The sequence below is a fragment of the Pseudonocardia spirodelae genome, from assembly GCF_037727765.1.
Taxonomy (GTDB): domain Bacteria; phylum Actinomycetota; class Actinomycetes; order Mycobacteriales; family Pseudonocardiaceae; genus Pseudonocardia; species Pseudonocardia spirodelae.
This window is the reverse complement of sequence record NZ_JBBJUP010000022.1, coordinates 1-16564: the sequence shown is the minus strand read 5'-3', so window position 1 is coordinate 16564 and position 16564 is coordinate 1. Positions and strand designations below refer to the sequence as shown.

At 77.0% G+C, this 16564-nt stretch carries 16 protein-coding genes; 11 read left to right on the top strand and 5 right to left on the bottom strand.

All coding sequences use genetic code 11. The features are described from left to right. Positions 1-19: 19 nt before the first annotated feature. From WJX68_RS22170 to WJX68_RS22135, 8 genes are read left to right on the top strand one after another with little or no spacing between them, the layout of a single operon-like run. A complete protein-coding gene (locus WJX68_RS22170; RefSeq protein WP_340294402.1) occupies positions 20-1297 on the top strand; it encodes an aconitase X in 1278 nt (425 codons plus the stop codon). Further along, positions 1294-1746, top strand: a complete 453-nt coding sequence (locus tag WJX68_RS22165; protein ID WP_340294250.1) for an aconitase X swivel domain-containing protein — start codon at positions 1294-1296, stop codon at positions 1744-1746. The genes WJX68_RS22170 and WJX68_RS22165 overlap by 4 nt, the downstream gene beginning before the upstream one ends. Then, positions 1743-2183, top strand: a complete 441-nt coding sequence (locus WJX68_RS22160) for a Rieske (2Fe-2S) protein (protein ID WP_340294248.1) — start codon at positions 1743-1745, stop codon at positions 2181-2183. Before WJX68_RS22165 ends, WJX68_RS22160 begins: the two co-directional genes overlap by 4 nt. Next, the gene (locus tag WJX68_RS22155; protein WP_340294246.1) at positions 2180-3319 is read left to right on the top strand and encodes an amidohydrolase family protein; all 1140 of its coding nucleotides are present in this window, start codon (positions 2180-2182) and stop codon (positions 3317-3319) included. The genes WJX68_RS22160 and WJX68_RS22155 overlap by 4 nt, the downstream gene beginning before the upstream one ends. Next, positions 3312-4412 carry an amidohydrolase family protein gene (locus WJX68_RS22150; protein ID WP_340294244.1) on the top strand — a complete coding sequence of 367 codons (1101 nt, stop codon included), beginning with the start codon at positions 3312-3314 and terminating at the stop codon, positions 4410-4412. Before WJX68_RS22155 ends, WJX68_RS22150 begins: the two co-directional genes overlap by 8 nt. After that, the gene (locus WJX68_RS22145) at positions 4409-5440 is read left to right on the top strand and encodes an ABC transporter substrate-binding protein (RefSeq protein ID WP_340294242.1); all 1032 of its coding nucleotides are present in this window, start codon (positions 4409-4411) and stop codon (positions 5438-5440) included. Before WJX68_RS22150 ends, WJX68_RS22145 begins: the two co-directional genes overlap by 4 nt. Then, complete coding sequence (locus WJX68_RS22140; protein ID WP_340294240.1) at positions 5437-6318, top strand: ABC transporter ATP-binding protein; 882 nt, start codon at positions 5437-5439, stop codon at positions 6316-6318. Before WJX68_RS22145 ends, WJX68_RS22140 begins: the two co-directional genes overlap by 4 nt. Positions 6319-6322: 4 nt before the next feature. Then, positions 6323-7177, top strand: a complete 855-nt coding sequence (locus tag WJX68_RS22135; protein ID WP_340294238.1) for an ABC transporter permease — start codon at positions 6323-6325, stop codon at positions 7175-7177. Between the two features lie 22 nt (positions 7178-7199). On the opposite strand, the gene WJX68_RS22130 is transcribed toward WJX68_RS22135, so the two are convergent. The 5 genes from WJX68_RS22130 to WJX68_RS22110 all read right to left on the bottom strand — a co-directional run bounded on the left by WJX68_RS22130 (position 7200) and on the right by WJX68_RS22110 (position 12751). Then, positions 7200-8048 (bottom strand): alpha/beta fold hydrolase, encoded by an 849-nt coding sequence (locus WJX68_RS22130; protein WP_340294236.1) that lies wholly within the window; start codon positions 8046-8048, stop codon positions 7200-7202. Between the two features lie 32 nt (positions 8049-8080). Then, positions 8081-8719, bottom strand: a complete 639-nt coding sequence (locus tag WJX68_RS22125) for a TetR/AcrR family transcriptional regulator (RefSeq protein WP_340294234.1) — start codon at positions 8717-8719, stop codon at positions 8081-8083. Next, positions 8712-10715 (bottom strand): MFS transporter, encoded by a 2004-nt coding sequence (locus WJX68_RS22120; RefSeq protein ID WP_340294232.1) that lies wholly within the window; start codon positions 10713-10715, stop codon positions 8712-8714. The genes WJX68_RS22125 and WJX68_RS22120 overlap by 8 nt, the downstream gene beginning before the upstream one ends. Positions 10716-10814: 99 nt before the next feature. After that, positions 10815-12131, bottom strand: a complete 1317-nt coding sequence (locus tag WJX68_RS22115) for a sensor histidine kinase (protein WP_340294230.1) — start codon at positions 12129-12131, stop codon at positions 10815-10817. After that, complete coding sequence (locus tag WJX68_RS22110) at positions 12128-12751, bottom strand: response regulator transcription factor (protein ID WP_340294228.1); 624 nt, start codon at positions 12749-12751, stop codon at positions 12128-12130. The genes WJX68_RS22115 and WJX68_RS22110 overlap by 4 nt, the downstream gene beginning before the upstream one ends. Positions 12752-12948: 197 nt before the next feature. On the opposite strand from WJX68_RS22110, the gene WJX68_RS22105 reads away from it, so the two are divergent. From WJX68_RS22105 to WJX68_RS22095, 3 genes are all read left to right on the top strand, one after another. Continuing rightward, positions 12949-13908 (top strand): extracellular solute-binding protein, encoded by a 960-nt coding sequence (locus WJX68_RS22105; RefSeq protein WP_340294226.1) that lies wholly within the window; start codon positions 12949-12951, stop codon positions 13906-13908. Positions 13909-13910: 2 nt separating this feature from the next. Further along, positions 13911-15479, top strand: a complete 1569-nt coding sequence (locus WJX68_RS22100) for an ABC transporter permease (RefSeq protein ID WP_340294224.1) — start codon at positions 13911-13913, stop codon at positions 15477-15479. Beyond that, a partial coding sequence (locus WJX68_RS22095; protein WP_340294222.1) for an ABC transporter ATP-binding protein occupies positions 15476-16564 on the top strand: 1089 nt, incomplete at its 3' end. The genes WJX68_RS22100 and WJX68_RS22095, both read left to right, overlap by 4 nt.

Sequence of the window (16564 nt, the reverse complement as noted above, 5' to 3'; positions counted from 1 at the left end):
GCCCGGGAGGCGCCCCGTGATGCTCACCGACGACGACCGCAGGATGCTCGACGGGGCCGAGGGGCCCGCCGTCGCGGCCGCGATGGACCTGCTGGTCCGCTACGCCGAGGCGCTGGACGCCGAGCGGTTCTGCTCGGTGCGCAACGTCGCGGGGACCGCTACCCAGCCCTCCCCGCTCAAGGCCCGCCTGGTCGCCGAGGGCGGCTGGGACCGCGCCTTCTCCGTGATCAACCTCGACAGCGACGAGACCCACGAGATCCCGCCGATGGCGGTGCCCACCTGCCAGCTCCAGCAGGGCTTCGGCGCCGACGCGGCCGCCGTCGCGCCGTACCCGGCGCAGTTCGTGGAGCTGCAGGCCGACGCCGAGACCTTCTACGGCCGTCGCGGCGTCTCCATCCTCGCCACCTGCACGCCGTACCAGGTCGGGAACCTGCCGGTCCGCGGCGAGCACTGCGCCTGGATGGAGTCCTCCGCGGTCGTCTACGCCAACTCGGTGCTCGGGGCCCGCACGAACTGCGAGGGCACCGCGTCGACCGGTGCGGCGAGCCTCACCGGGCGCGTCCCGTGCTGGGGCAACCACCACGACGCACACCGGCGCGGCACCCACCTCGTGCGGGTCGACACCCCGGTCGGCGGGTTCCTCGACTGGGGCCTGCTCGGCTACTTCACCGGCGACGTCGTGCAGGAGGCCCGACCGGTCGTCACCGGCGACCTCGCCCTGCCCGACCTCACCGACCTCAAGCACTTCGGCGCCGCGGCCGCCTCCTCCGGCGGGGTCGAGGTGTACCACGTCCCCGGGGTCACCCCGGAGGCTCCGACCGCCGACGCCGCGTTCGGCGGAACCATCCCGGCCGACGCCGTCGTCTACGGCGCCGCGGAGCGGGCCGCCACCTACGCCCGGCTCAACGACCAGGGCACCAGCACGGACGTCGACTTCGTCCTGCTCGGCTGCCCGCACGCCTCGCTCGACCAGATCCGCGACGTCGCCCGGCTCCTCGACGGCCGCAGGCTGCACGACGGCACCTCGCTGTGGATCATGGCGCCGCGGGCGTTGGCCGCGGTCGCCGAGCGCAGCGGCTACACCGCCACCATCGAGGCCGCCGGCGCGAAGGTCCTCACCGACTCCTGCCCGGCCATGTCCCGCCTGGCCCCGCCCGGGACCAGGGTGTTCGCGACCGACTCCGCCAAGCAGGCCCACTACCTGCCCGCGATCCTCGGGATCGAGGCGTGGTTCGGCACCACCGAGGAGTGCGTGCGGGCCGCGGTCACCGGCCGCTGGTCGGGTGAGCTGCGATGACCGCGACGGTCGGGACCGTCCTGCGCGGACGGACCGTGGTGCCCGGCGTGGTCACCGGCGAGGCGCTGGTGTCGCCCGAGACGATCTCCGGCTGGGGCGGTATCGACCCGGCGACCGGCACGATCGTCGAGGCCCGGCACGCCCTGCAGGGCGTCTGCTTCGCCGGGAGGATCCTCGTGTTCCCCGGCGCCAAGGGGTCCTCGGGCTGGTCGGCGTTCTTCCAGAGCTGCCGGCTGCTCGGCACCGCCCCGCTCGGGATGGTCTTCACGGTCACCACGACGAAGGCCGCGCTCGGCGCCGTCGTCACCCGCGTCCCCGCCCTGGCCGACCTCGACGCCGACCCGGTGCAGGTGCTGCGCACCGGTGACCGCATCCGGCTCGACGCCACCGCGGGCACCGTCGAGCTCCTCGCGCGGGCGGGCGAGCACCGGGCGGGGGAGGGGACGTGAGGCTCGCCGTGCTGCCCGCCGACGAGCTCGCCCCCGGCGAGCACCGCGTGGTGCGGGTCGGCACCCGCTCGATCGGCGTCTTCCGGGTCGGCGACGACTACTACGCCCTCGCCGACCACTGCCCGCACCAGGGCGGCCCGCTGTGCCGCGGCTCCGTCGCCGGGGCCCCGGTGGCGACCGGTCCCTCGGACGTGCGGCTCGACGAGGGCCACGTGCTCGTCGCCTGCCCCTGGCACGGCTGGGAGTACGACGTGCGCACCGGCCGCTCCTACCAGCCCGGCGACGCACCCGCCCGCAGCCTCCCGGCGTCGGTCGAGCCGGGCCCGCCGGGCATGACACCCGGCCCGTACACCGCCGAGACCTTCGAGGTGACCGTCGAGGACCGCTGGGTGGTCGTCGACACCGGCCGTCGCCCCGTCACCGAGGAGACGTCATGACCACCATCGACTCCACCGCGGCCACCACCCGGGCCCCGGCCCGGCGTCGCACCCGGACCCCAATCGTCGACGCCGACATCCACCCGGTCGTCACGCCCGACCGGCTCGCGGCCGCACTGCCCGAGCCCTGGCGGCGCCGGTTCCTGCGCTTCGGGCTGCGCGGCGCGCCGCCGCCGGCGGTCTACCCCCGGGTCCGGCACGGCGGCATGCGCCGCGACTCCCACCCCGCGGCCGGCCCGCCCGGCAGCGCCGTCCGGCCCCCGGGCAGTGACCTGGACCTGATGCGCAGCCAGCTGCTCGACCCCTACGACGTCGTCGCCGGGGTGCTCATCCCGATGCAGGGCCACACCGCGGGCGCGGAGGAGCCCGCGTTCGCGGCCGCGCTGTGCCGCGCCTACAACGACGTGCTCGTCACCGACTGGCTCGACCCCGAGCCGCGGCTGCGGGCCAGCATCTGCATCCCGCACGAGTCGCCGGCCGAGGCCGTCGCCGAGATCGAGCGCCGCGCCGCGGACCCGCGGTTCGTGCAGGTCCTGTTCCCCAGCGGCACGTTCCTGCCGTGGTCGGACGCCAAGTACCGGCCGATCTACGCCGCGGCCGCCGCGCACGGGCTGCCGGTGGCGATCCACCTCGGCGGCACCGAGGGCCACCGCGGCGACGGCTGGCCGTCGTTCTACCTGGAGCAGCACGCCTGGTACGGCAACGCCGTCGCCGTCGCGCTGACCGGGCTGGTCGCCGGCGGCGTCCTCGAGGCGGTGCCGGACCTGCAGGTCGTGCTCGTGGAGGGCGGGGTGTCGTGGCTGCCGTCGCTTCTCTGGGGCCTCGACGACGCCTGGGAGCTGTGCCGTGACGACGTCCCGTGGCTGACCCGCCCGCCGTCGGAGATCGTGCGCGAGCGGCTGTGGTTCACCACCCAGCCGATCGACGAGCCGCCGGTGCCCGCCCACCTGGCGACCACCTGGGAGCAGACCGGGATGACCGACCGGATCCTGTTCTCCTCCGACTACCCGCACTGGGACTTCGACGACCCGATCACCGCGCTGCGGGTGCTGCCCGCGGCGCTGCGCCGGCCGATGGCGGCCGCCAACGCCGCCCGGCTCTACGGCCTGACCCTGCCCGGGGGCGACGATGACTGAGCTGTTCGACGCCGACACCCACGTCGCGCCGGCCTCGTTCGCCGACCTCGCGGGGTCGCTGAGCCCGTACTGGCGTGACTACGCGGCGGGTGCCGCACTGCGCGCCGACCCCGTCCAGGCGAGCGCCTACCCGCCCGCGATGGTCGACGGGCCCGCCCCGCACGACCTCGCGTCGCTGCGTGCGGCGGTGCTCGACGCCCCGGGCCCCGGCGGCGCCCGGACCGGGACCGCGGTCCTGACCTGCACCACCGCGTTCGACGTCAGCCGCAACCACGCCTTCGAGGCGGCCCTGTGCCGGGCGGTGAACACCTGGACGGCACAGACGTTCCTCGACCACGAGCCCCGCGCCCGCGGTTCGGTCGCGGTGCCGCTCGGCGACCCGGCCGCGGCCGTCGCCGAGATCGAGCACCGGGCGGGCGACCCGCGCTTCGTGCAGGTGCTGCTCCCGGTGCGCGGGCACGACCTGCGCTGGGGGCACCCGGTGTTCCGCCCGGTGCTGGCCGCGGCCGCCGCGGCCGGGCTGGTCGTCACGTTGCACGCCTGGGGCCGGGTCGGCAGCGCCCCGACCACGACCGGGTTCACCCACACCTACCTGCAGGACTACCTGTCCCACGGCCAGGTCGCGCAGTCCCAGCTGGTGTCGCTGGTCGCCGAGGGCGCGCTCGGCGCGCTGCCCGCGCTGCGGGTCACCGTCGCCGAGTGCGGGTCCTCGTGGCTGCCGCCGCTGCTGTGGCGGCTGGACAAGGAGTGGCGCGGCATCCGGCGCGAGGTGCCGTGGGTGGACCGGCCGCCCTCGCGGTACGTGCGCGAGCAGGTCCGGTTCACCACGGCCCCGATCCACCTGCCGCGCGACCCCGCGGAGCTGCGCGACGCCCTGGACGTCCTCGGCGCCGCGGAGCTGCTGCTCCACGCCGGAGACCACCCGCACCGTCACGGCGACGGCGCGGCCCGGCTGCTCGACGCCCTCGATCCGGCGGGCCGCGCCGCGGTCCTGCACGGCAACGCCGCCGGCTGGTACCGCGGCGCCGGCGCCGTCGTCCCCCACGTACCGGCCCCCGCGCCGGTCCGGCACGCACCGGAGGTCCCCCGATGACCCGTACGACGACCCGGCGGCTCGCCGCGGTCCTGCTCGCCGCCTGCCTCGTCCTCGCCGGATGCGGCTCGGGCGGTGGCGGGGACGGCCGCGACCGGATCACCTTCCTGAACATCCTGCCGATGGAGTCGCTCGGCTACGCCGCGGAGATGATCGCCGACACGAAGGGCTACTTCGCCGATCACGGCCTCGACGTGACCTTCGAGGCCACCCAGGGCTCCGCCCCCGCCATCCAGACCCTGCTCGCGGGATCCGCCGAGATCTCCCGCATCGGCGACATCGAGACGATGGTCGCCGCGGGCGAACGCGGTGCGCCGCTGGTCGCGATCGGCGGCGTCGTGCACGACGGTCCGCTGCGCCTGGTCTCCGCGCAGCGCGCGCCGGTGACCGATGCCGCGCAGCTGCGCGGCAGGCTCGTGGGGACGCCGTCGGAGGGTGGCACGAGCTCGATCACCCTCGACCTCGTCGCGGGCTCGGCCGGGATCGCCCCCGACGAGGTGCGCCGCCAGGTCGTCGGGCTCAGCCCCGGTGTGTTCGACCTGGTGGACAGCGGGCGCGTCGACGCCTTCGTCGTGTCGCTCGACACCGCGATGCTGCTGCAGGCCACCCGGCCCGAGGCCGTCGTGTACGACCCCAACCAGGCGATCTCCGCCGGGTCGCAGATCTACGCGACCTCGAAGGCCACCGCGGCCGACCCCGCCGAGCAGGACAAGCTGCGCCGCTACCTCGCGGCGATCGCCGACGCCACCGCGTTCATCACCGCCGACGAGGCGAACGGCTTCGCCGAGACGATGCGGCTCATCGGCTCGAAGTACCAGGTCTCGGCACTGGAGCGGCCCGACGTCGCGCGCGCCGCCCTCGCCGCCTACACCGACGGATACGCGAAGGGCCAGGGCCCGACCGGCATCTCCCCGCAGCGCTGGCAGGCCACCTACGACGAGGTGTCCTCGGTCGGGCAGGTCCCGGCCGGGCTGGACCCGGCACAGTGGCTCGACGCCGGCCTCAACGGCACGGAGGGTGCCCGATGAGCACCTCGACGACACGGTCCCCGGCACCGGAGCAGGAGACGAGCATGACCCAGCGGACGGCGGCCCGTTCCGCGGCGCAGGCCCCGCCCACCGGCGGCGCGGTCGGCCTGCGCGTGTCGGGTGTCGACAAGGTCTACCCGACCCGGCGCGGGGAGGTCCACGCACTGTCCGGGATCGACCTCGACGTCGCCCGCGGCGAGTTCGTCTCGCTGGTCGGACGCTCGGGCTGCGGCAAGACGACCCTGCTGCGGATCCTGTCCGGGCTGCTCGCCCCCTCGGCCGGGCTGGTCGAGGCGGGCGGGCGTCCCGCCTGGTCCGCCGGCCGCCGCGACGACGCCGTGTTCGCCGAGTTCGGCCTGGTCTTCCAGGAGGCGAACCTGTTCCCGTGGTTCACCGTCACCGACAACGTGGCGCTGCCGCTCAAGCTGCGCGGGATGCCGCGCGCCGAGCGCCGGGCCCGCGCGGTCGAGCTGTGCGCCACCGTCGGCCTCGCCGGGTTCGAGGACTCCTATCCGCGCGAGCTGTCGGGGGGCATGCGCCAGCGCGCCGCGATCGCCCGCGCGCTGGCCTGCGACCCGTCGGTGCTGCTGATGGACGAGCCGTTCGGGGCGCTGGACGCGCTGACCCGCGACCGGATGAACCTGGAGCTGCAGCAGATCCACGCCGTCTCCGGGGCCACGGTCGTCTTCGTGACCCACTCGATCCCCGAGGCGGTGTTCCTGGCCGACCGGGTCGTGCTGCTCACCCCGCGTCCGGGCCGCATCCGGTCGGTGACCCCGGTCGACCTGCCCCGGCCGCGGTCCGCGGCGACCGAGACGACACCGGAGTTCGGCGCGCTGGTCGCCGGGCTGCGCACCGAGCTGGACCGGGAGGACTGAACCGATGACGACGACCGAACGGCCCACCGCGGCGACCGGCCCCGCCACGCCCGTGACCGACCCCGGCGGCCCGGAGAAGGAGTCGCCCTGGATGCGGCGGCTGCCCTGGATCTCCGGGCCGGTGCTCCTGCTGCTGCTCGTGGCGGGCTGGCAGTTCACGGTCTCGGTGATCGGGGTGTCGGAGTTCATCCTGCCCGCGCCGCTCGCCGTCGCCGGCGCGCTGGGGGAGCTGCTGGCCGACCCGGACATCTGGGGCCACATCGGGGTGACGCTGCTGGAGGTCCTCGTCGGGTTCGGCGCCGCGCTGGTCGCCGGGGTCGCCGTCGGCGCGCTGCTCGGGCGGATCGAGTGGCTGCGCCGCGCGGTGCAGCCCGCCCTGGTCGCCCTGCAGGTCGTGCCCAAGGTGGCGTTCGTGCCGATCTTCGTGATCTGGTTCGGCTTCGGCCCGACCTCCAAGATCATCATGGCCGGGCTGCTCGCGTTCTTCCCGATCATGCTGAACGTGATGCTCGGGGTCCGCTCGGTCGAGCGCGGCCACCGCGACGTCATGACCGGTCTGGGCGCCTCGCGCTGGGCGACGTTCCGCAACCTCGAGCTGCCCGCGACCCTGCCCTACGTGTTCGCCGGCGCCGAGGTCGCGATCGTGTTCTCGGTGATCGGCGCGATCGTCGGTGAGTACCTCGGCGGCAGCGCCGGGCTCGGGTACCTGGTGGTGTCGAGCCTCAACGCCCTGGACGCGCCGCGGCTGTTCGCCGTGATCGTGCTGCTCGCGGTACTGGGGTCGCTGCTCTACCTGATGGTGACCACGGCGAAGCGCCTGGTGATCCCCTGGCACGAGTCGGTGAGCACCGGGGTCTGAGGGCCCGCCTGGCGGGGCGGGGTCAGGGCCGCCCCGCCCCGCGCGCCCAGCCCGCCAGCACCGGCACCACCACCGCGAGCGCCCCCGGTTCGCGCGCCCACCCGACGTGCGGACGCCGGGCGGGCACGTCGAGCAGGTGCCGGGTCACCTCCGCCGCGGCGAACATGTCCAGCAGCGCCGCGGTGGAGGCGGGCGGTGCGAGCGTGTCGCGCTCGAACCCGATGCCGAGCACCGGCAGCGGCAGTGCCGCGATCGACGGGCCGTGGTCGACCCGCGGGGTGCCGAACGCGAGGCGGCCGGTGCGCGCCCACCGTCCCCAGTCGCGCATCTGGCCGCGGGCCTCCCGCCCGGCGAACCCCACCCGGTCGCCGGGGAAGTGCCCGAGCAGCGACGCCGCGGCCACCACGGCCTGGGTGCGCAGCAGGTGCCCGGGCCCCCAGACCCGCCAGTCGACGCTGCCGGACGCGACCAGCGCCAGCCCGTCGACGCGGTCGGGGCGCCGCGCGGCGAAGGCGGCGCACAGGTGCCCGCCCAGGCTGTGCCCGAGCGGCAGGACGGGTGCGCCGGGGCGCAGCTCGCGCACGGTCTCGACGGCCGCGCCCAGGTCGCCGACGAGGTCGTCGTAGCCGTGGTCGTGTCGGCGGCCCGGCGGGGGAGCGGGCCGCGCCTGGTGCCCGCGCAGCTCGGTGACCGCGGCCGCGACGCCGGCGTCGGCGAGCGCGCCCAGCAGCGGCGTGTAGAACGACGCGCGCATCCCCATCGCGGGCACGACGAGCAGCACCGGCGCGACCGGGTCGGCCGCCGGGTGCAGGGTCAGCTCCAGCGGCGCCGGGGTCGGGCGGTCCAGGACGGCGGTGACGGGCTCGGGCACGCCGGTGATCCTCTCCCGGCCCGCCCGGGTGCTCAGGCCGGGGTGCAGGCCAGCGCGCGCAGGCCGGCGTCGAACACGGCCATCGCCTCGTCGACCAGCGCGGGCAGCGACGGCGCGCGCGGGTCGGTGCCGTGGTCGCCCAGCCAGTGCTGCACCGCGACGCGCAGCCCGGTCACCGCGGCGGCCGCCGCGAGGGTGGGGTACAGGTCGCGGGCCGGGTCGGTGCCGGTCCGGGCGACGACCGCCTCGGCCAGCGCGCGCTCCTGGGCCGCGAACGCCGCCAGCTGGTGCGCGACGACCGTGGGGTGCGCGCTCAGCGAGCGCAGCGCCCGCACCCGGTCCAGGTAGCCGGGGTCGGTCACCACCGCGTGCAGCGCCCGGCGCAGCGACTCGGTGACCGGCTCGTCGCCCGGGCGGGCCGCGAACGCGGTGAGCAGGGTGTCGGCCGAGGCCGCGTTCCCGGCGACGACCGCCTCCTCCTTGGAGGTGAAGTAGTTGAAGAAGGTCCGCGGGGCGACGTCCGCGGCGTCGGCGATCTGCTCGACGGTCACCGCGTCCAGCCCCCGGCTGCTGCACAGCCGCAGCGCGGCCGAGGCCAGCGCGACCCGGGTGGCGGCCTTCTTGCGCTCGCGACGCCCGGGCGGCGCGGCCGGCGGCGTGTGCTCAGACACGGTCGGCCCCCGTCCGCCCGCGCTTCGGCGCGTCGATGACCGCGACGAGCTCGTGCCGCCCGGCGCCGTACGCGCCGGGCCCGTGGCCGTCGGTGCCGTCGCCGTGGGTGCCGTGGATGCCGTGGCCGTCGGTGCGGTGCCCGGCGGGCAGGTCGACGTCGAGCCGCAGCCCGGCGGCGGGCACGGTGACCCGGTGCGCGGCGGGCCTGCCCTCCCAGCGGTACACGGTGGACAGCGTGCCGGTCGCGACGCAGATCCGGTAGCGCCCGTCCGCGTCGGCGCGGGTACGGCCCACCTCGTCGCCGACGGCGTCGAGCACGGTCAGCACGGCACCGCCCGCGGGGACGCCGTCGGCCCGCACGACACCGTGCAGCACCGGCCCCGCGGCCGGGGCGGGCCGGGCGGCCGGGGTCCCGCCGACCGGCTCCGCTCCGCCGGCCGGGCGCTCGATGTCGAGGGTGTCGCGCAGCGGCACCTCCCGCAGCGCCAGGATCGCGACCAGCGCGAGGAACGCCAGCGGCGCCGCGACCAGGAAGATCATCGCGGTGGCGTGGCCGTAGGACTCCATCACGATCGAGCGCACCGGCTCGGGCAGCCGGGCCAGGTTCGGCACCTGCCCGCCGCCGACGGCGCCGCCCTCGATCCCGGCCGCGGCCAGCCCGGACGCGGTCCGGGAGCCGACGACCGACGCGAGCAGCGCGCCCAGCCCGGCGACGCCCGCCGAGCCGCCCAGCGACCGGAAGAACGTGACCGTGGAGCTGGCGGCGCCCATGTGCCGCATCGCGACCGTGTTCTGCACCGCCAGCACGAGGTTCTGCTGGGTGGTGCCGACACCGAGACCGACCAGGGCCATCGCCACCGCGACCTGCCAGTAGGCGACCGTGGAGGAGATGACCGTCGCGCCGAGGGCGAGCCCGGCGGTCAGCGAGACGGCGCCCCCGACCAGGTAGCGCTTCCAGTAGCCGTAGCGGCTGATGAGCTGGCCGGCGACGTTCGAGGCCAGGAACATGCCGACGATCATCGGCAGGGTCAGCAGCCCGGCCTCGGTGGCGCTCGCACCCCGGGCGAGCTGGAAGTACTGCGACAGGAAGATCGTCGACCCGAACATCGCGACGCCGACGAACAGGCTCGCGACGGTGGCCAGCACGACCGTGCGGTCGCGGAACAGGAACGGCGGCACGACCGGGTCCTTCGCGCGGCGCTCGACGACCACGGCCAGCACCAGCAGCACCAGCCCGCCGCCGATCAGCCCGAACGAGGTCGGCGAGGACCAGGCGAACTGCTTGCCGCCCAGCGAGGTCCACAGCAGCAGCGCGGACACCGCGGCCGCGATCAGGGTCGCCCCGAGGTAGTCGATCGTGACCGGCTCGCCGGCGTCGCGCCGCGGCGTCGGCACGTTCAGGGTGCGCTGCAGCACCAGCAGCGACAGGGCCGCCAGCGGGACGCCGACGAAGAAGCACCAGCGCCAGCCCAGCGGCGAGTCCACGATGATGCCGCCGAGCAGCGGGCCGCCGACGACGGCGACCGACATGATCGCCGACAGGTAGCCCATGTACCGGCCGCGCTCGCGCGGGGTGATGATCGCGGCGATGACGACCTGGGTCAGGGCCTGCAGCCCGCCCATGCCGAGGCCCTGCAGCACCCGGAAGCCGATGAGCTGGCCGGTGGACACCGCCAGCCCGCACAGCAGCGACCCGATCAGGAAGATCCCGATCGCGGCCTGCACCAGCAGCTTCTTGGAGTAGAGGTCGGCCAGCTTGCCCCAGATCGGGGTGCTGGCCGTCATGGCGAGCAGCGACGCCGAGACCACCCACGTGTACTCGGCCTGGGTGCCGCCGAGGTCGCCCAGGATCCGGGGCAGGGCGTTGGACACGATCGTGCTGGAGAGCACGCCGACGAACAGCGCCATCAGCAGGCCGGTCAGGGGGAGCAGCACGTCGCGGCGGTGGGCCGCGGCCTCCTCGGGGGTACGCGCGGGGCGGATGGTTGACGTCACGCAACGAGTTTCACGCAAAGATGCAGAGCGTGCAAGTTTGCCGGGAGTGCGTCCGCGCACATCGTGCAGTTCCGGGGTCCGGCCGGGCCCGCCCGCGGCTCACCGGCGGCCCGGGAGCTCCACGGTCACGGTGCTCCCGGCGCCCGGTGTGCTGCGCACCGTCAGCGTGCCGCCGGCCTCGGTGACGGCCCGGCGCACGAGCAGCAGACCGATGTGGCCGGGTGCGGGTCCGCGGTCCGGGTCGAACCCGGTGCCGTCGTCGGCGACGACGAGCCGGGGCCGGGCGCCGGCGTCGAGCGCGACGCTCACCCGGGTGGCCGCGGCGTGCGCGCGGGCGTTGCGCAGCAGCTCCCCGGCGGCGCGGTGCAGCAGGGCCGCGGCGTCGTCGCCGAGTGCGGCCGCGGGGTCACCGGAGACCGAGACGGTGGCGGGAGGGGTGCCCTCGGCGGCCAGCGCGGCCAGTGCCGCGGGAAGGCCGGCGGCGCCGACGTCGTCGGGGTGCAGGTCGTCGAGCACCGACCGGATCCGCACGACGCCGTCGCCGACGCCGGCGCGTGCCCGCGGCAGCAGCTCCGGGCGGGCCGGGGCGAGGTCCAGCATCAGGCCGGCGCTCGCGAGCCCGGGCAGCACGTCGTCGTGCAGGCGGCGGGCGAGGTCGCGCCGGGCCAGCTCGCCCGCGGCCAGGCCGTAGTGCGCGGCGTCGCGGCGCTCGGCCCGCTCGCGCTCGCGGCGCCGGGCCAGCGCCACCGACAGCGGCAGCACCGCGGCGGCGACCGCCAGCATGCCGGCGACCGCCGGGGGCAGGAGGAGCCCGACCGCACGGGCGGTGGCGCCCTCGACGTCGACCGGGACGTAGACCTCCAGCAGCGCGGGGCGGCCCGCGGCGTCGGTGAACCCCAGGAAGACCTCGCGCAGCCCGGCGCCGCGCTCGTGCCGGTGCTCGGCGTCGGTGGCGTCGACGGCGTCGGGCACCGGCAGCACGACCGCCGACCCGCCCGCGAGGCGGGCGCCGAGCGCGGGGTCGAACGGCCGCGTCAGGCCCTCCACGCGGGGCTCGTCGGAGAACACGACCCGGGCCCGGTCGTCCCGGACCAGCCAGACCTTGACCCGCCCGACCATGCCGGTCGCCCGGAACGGCTCGACGTCGTCGAGCACCCGGGCCCGCTCCCGCGGCCCGGCCGCGGCGAGGTCGCGGTGGCTCAGCCCGACCACCACCGCGGCCGCGACGCGGCGGGACACCTCCTCGGCGCGGCGCTCCGCCTCCTCGTGGGCGAGCCACCACACGCCCGCGGCCACCAGGGCGCACACGAGCACGACACCGGCCGCCGTCCCCGCCGCGTGCCGCAGCAGGGTGCGGGTGAGCAGGCGGCCCGGGGGCGGGGGACCGGTGGGTCGGGCCCGCGCCGGGCCGCTCACGGCACCCGGTCCGCGGGGACCTCGCCCTCGGGGTCGAACGCGACCAGCCCGAGGCGTTCGGCGGTCACGACCGCCTCCAGCTGCGAGCGTGCGCCGAGCTTGCCCAGCACCGCGCGGACGTGGTCGCGCACGGTGTGCGGGGACAGCCCCCGGTCCCCGGCGATGCGCCCGACGTGCCCGCCGCGGGCGAGCCCGTCGAGCACGTCGTGCTCGCGCGGGGTCAGGTGCGGGACCGGCCCGGTGTCGGCGTGCACGGTCCCGCCCGCCGCGACGGTCCGGACGGCGGCGACGATGCCGTCCAGCGGGACCTGCTTGCCCAGGAACCCCGCGGCCCCGGCGGCACGGGCCTCGCGCGCGGGCCCGGGCCGGGGGTGCGCGGTGAGCACCAGGGCGCGGGCCCCGGCCGCGTGCACGTCGCCGAGCAGGGACAGCCCGCCACCGGGCAGCCGGACGTCGAGGACGACGACGTCCGGAGCCGGCGCGCCCCCGCCCAGCAGCGCACGGGCGGTGTCCGCGTCGTGCGCGACGCCCACGACCTCGGCACCGGCGCGCACGCCGAGCCCGAGGGCGAGCAGGTCGGTGAACGACCGGTGGTCGTCGACCAGCAGCACCCGCACCACGCGCGCACCCCCTCAATTCTCGGGAGATCCCGACGGATCGGACAGAGGTTAGCCTGCCCTCGCCCGAAAGGGGACGAGCCCGGCGAACCGGGCGTAGGCCCCCCTGTCTCCGGAGGACCCCCACGTGACCCGACCGACCCGGCGCGGCGTGCTCGCCGGCACGTTCCTGGCCGCCACCCTGTTCGTCGCCGGCTGCGGTGGCGCCGCCGCCCCCGCCGACCCGGCCCCGGCGGGCCGGGGGGCGCACCCTGACCCTGTACTCCGGTCGCGAGGAGGACCTCGTCGCGCCGTTGCTGGAGCAGTTCCAGCAGCAGTCGGGCATCACCGTGGACACCCGTTACGGCTCGACCACCGAGCTCGCCGCCCAGCTCGCGGAGGAGGGTGCGGCGACCCCCGCACAGGTGTTCCTGTCCCAGGACGCCGGCGCGCTCGGCGCCCTCGCCGCCACCGGGGCCTTCGCCCCGCTGCCCGAGGACGTGCGCGGGGCCGTGCTCGCGCCCTACACCGCGACCGACGGCACCTGGACCGGGCTGACCGGACGGGTGCGGGTGGCCGCGTACAACACCCGGGTGCCCGCGGCCGAGGTGCCGGCCGACGTCACCGCGCTGACCGACCCGCGCTGGCGGGGCCGGGTCGGCATCGCCCCCACCAACGCCTCGTTCCAGGCGTTCGTCACGGCGCTGCGCGTGCAGGAGGGCGAGGACGCCGCCCGCGCGTTCCTGGAGGGGCTGCGGGCCAACGACGTGCAGCTCTTCCCCCGCAACACCGCGATCCTGGAGGCGGTGGACAGCGGCGCGATCGACGTCGGCCTGATCAACCACTACTACGTCGCGGCCGCCGAGACCCCGCCCGCGAACACCGCGCTGCGCTTCGGCGCCCCCGGCACGGCGAGCGCGCTGGTCAACGTCACCGGGGCCGGGGTCCTCACCGGTGCGGCGGACTCCGCGGAGGCCGCCGAGCTGCTGCGCTTCCTGGTCTCCCCGGCGGCCCAGGAGTACTTCGCCCGCGAGACCGGGGAGTACCCGCTGGTGGCCGGGGTGGCCGGTCCGGAGGGGATGCCCGCGCTGGCCGAGCTGCGGGCACCGCAGCTCGACCTCGCCGACCTGGCCGACCTCGACGCCACCACCCGGCTCATGACGCAGGTCGGACTGCTCTGACGGTGCTGCGCCGACACGTCGCGGCCCCGCCCGCCGCCCGGCCGCCGGCACACCGGCGGGAACGGCCGCCGCGCGCCCTGCTGGGGGCGGCGGTGGCCGTCGCCGCCTGTGCCGCACTGCCGCTGGTCTGGCTGGTCGTGCGCGTCGCTGGGGCGGACCCGGACCGCGTCGCCGCCCTGCTGCTGCGGGAGCGGACCCTGACCCTCGTCGTGAACTCCGCCGTGCTCGTCGCGGCGGTCTCGCTCGGCTGCCTCGTGCTGGGCCTGGCGACGGCGGCGGCGCTGGTCCGCGTCCGGCTGCCGCGCCCCGGCCTGTGGTGGGTCCTCGCGGCCCTGCCGCTGGCGGTGCCGTCCTACCTGACGGCCTTCGCGCTGCTGGCCGTGCGCCCGGACGCCCGGGGTCTCGGCCCCCTGGTCGCCGTGCTGGTGCTGGCCTGCACGCCGTACGTGACGCTGCCCGCGGCGGCCGCGCTGCGCGCCGCGGACACCGGGCCGGAGGACGCGGCCCGGACCCTCGGGCGGGGCCCGGTCGCCGCGTTCTGCCGGGTGACGCTGCCCCAGGCGCTGCCCGCCGCCCTCGCCGGGACGCTGCTGGCCGCGCTCTACACCCTGTCGGACTTCGGCGCGCCCGCGCTGCTGCGCTACGAGTCGTTCACCTGGGCCGTGCAGGCCGCCTACGAGGGCACCGTCGACCGGACGGGCGCGGCGGTGACCGCACTGGTCCTCGCCGCCGCGACCCTCGCGCTCGTCGCGCTCGAGCGGCTCGCCCGCCGCCGGTCCGGCCGCGCCCGGGCGAGCACCACCACGACCGCCACGCCGCCCGCGCGGCTGCACCCGGTGGCCACCGCCGCCGTCGCCGCCGCGCTCGCCGCGGTCGCTGCGGTCGCGCTGCTCGGGCCGCCCGCGGTGCTCACCGGGCGGATCCTCGCCGCCGGTGGCGTGCCCGTCGACCTGCCGCGCCTGGCCGTCGCGGCCGGCTGGACGCTGCTGCTGTCCGGCGCGGCGGCCCTGCTGGCGGTGGCGATGGCGCTGCCGGTCGGGGTGCTCGCCGCCCGCCACCGCTCCCGCGCCGTCGCCGCGACCGAGTCCGCCGCCTACCTCGGGCAGGGGCTGCCGGGCGTCGTCGTCGGGCTGGCCCTGGTGTTCCTGTCCCTCGCGCTGGTCCCGGCGCTGTACCAGAGCGCCGCCGTCCTGGTGTTCGGCTACGCCGTGCTGTTCCTGCCCAAGGCGCTCGGCGCGGCCCGCAGCGCGGTGGAGCGGGTCCCGCCCGAGGCCGAGGAGGTGGCCCGCACGCTGGGCCGTACGCCGTGGACGACCTGGTGGACGGTCACCGCGCCGCAGGCACTGCCGGGCATCGCCACCGGCGGGCTGCTGGTCGCGGTCACCGCGATGAAGGAGCTCCCGGCGACCCTGATGCTGCGCCCGACCGGGATCGACACCCTGGCGACCCGGCTGTGGGCGCACACCTCGCTCGGGGCCCACGGCGCGGCCGCCCCGGCCGCGCTCGCGCTGCTGGTGCTGGCCTGCGTGCCGGCGGCGCTGCTGGTGTACGCGGGCGGGGGGCGGCGATGACCGGCGGAGCCGGGACGGCGGGCACGGGGCTGACGGTGCGCGGGCTGCGGGCCGGGTACGGCCGCGCGACCGTGCTGCACGGCGTCGACCTCGACGTCGGCGCCGGAGAACTGGTCTCGGTGCTCGGCGCGTCGGGCAGCGGGAAGACGACCCTGCTGCGGGTGGTCGCCGGGCTGCACCCGGCCGGGGCCGGCACCGTCGGTCTCGACGGCGAGGACGTGACCACACTGGCCCCGGAGCGGCGCGGGGTCGGCCTCGTCCCGCAGGAGGGGGCGCTGTTCGCCCACCTCACCGTCGCGGGCAACGTCGGGTTCGGGCTGCGCCGGCGCGCCGGCCGGTGGCGGCGGGCCGCCCCGGACGCGGACCGGGCGCGGGTCGCGGCGCTCCTGGAGCTGGTGGGCCTGACCGGTGAGGCCGACCGGATGCCGCACGCGCTGTCCGGCGGGCAGCGGCGCCGGGTCGCGCTGGCCCGGGCGCTGGCACCCGGGCCGCGCGTGGTCCTGCTCGACGAGCCGTTCTCCGCACTCGACGCCGGCCTGCGCGAGCAGGTCCGCGGGGAGACCCTCGCCGCGCTGCGGGCGGCCGGTGCGACCGGCGTGCTCATCACCCACGACCGGCGCGAGGCGCTCGCGGTCAGCGACCGGGTCGCCGTCCTGCACGACGGGCGCCTGGCCCAGACCGCGACGCCGCGCGAGCTCTACGCCGCACCCGCCTCGGCCGCGGTCGCCGGGCTGGTCGGCGACGTCGTCCTGCTCCCGGCCCGGGTCGGCGACGCGACGGTCACCACCGCGCTGGGCCGCGCCCCGCTGCGGCCGGGGACCGCGGCGGCCGGCCCCGCGCTGGCGGTGCTGCGGCCCGAGCAGCTCGACCTGCTGCCCGCCGACGGCCCGGACGACGGCCCGGACGACGGCCCGGACGACGGCGCGCCCGGCGAGGTGACGGGCGTCGAGTTCGTCGGCGACGCCGCCCTCGTGACCGTGTGCGGCCCGGGCCCCGGCCCGCTGCGGGTGCGCGTCGCGCCCGCGCAGCGCTGGCACCCCGGGGACCGGTGCCGGGTCCGGTCCCGGGGCCCGGTGCACGTCGTG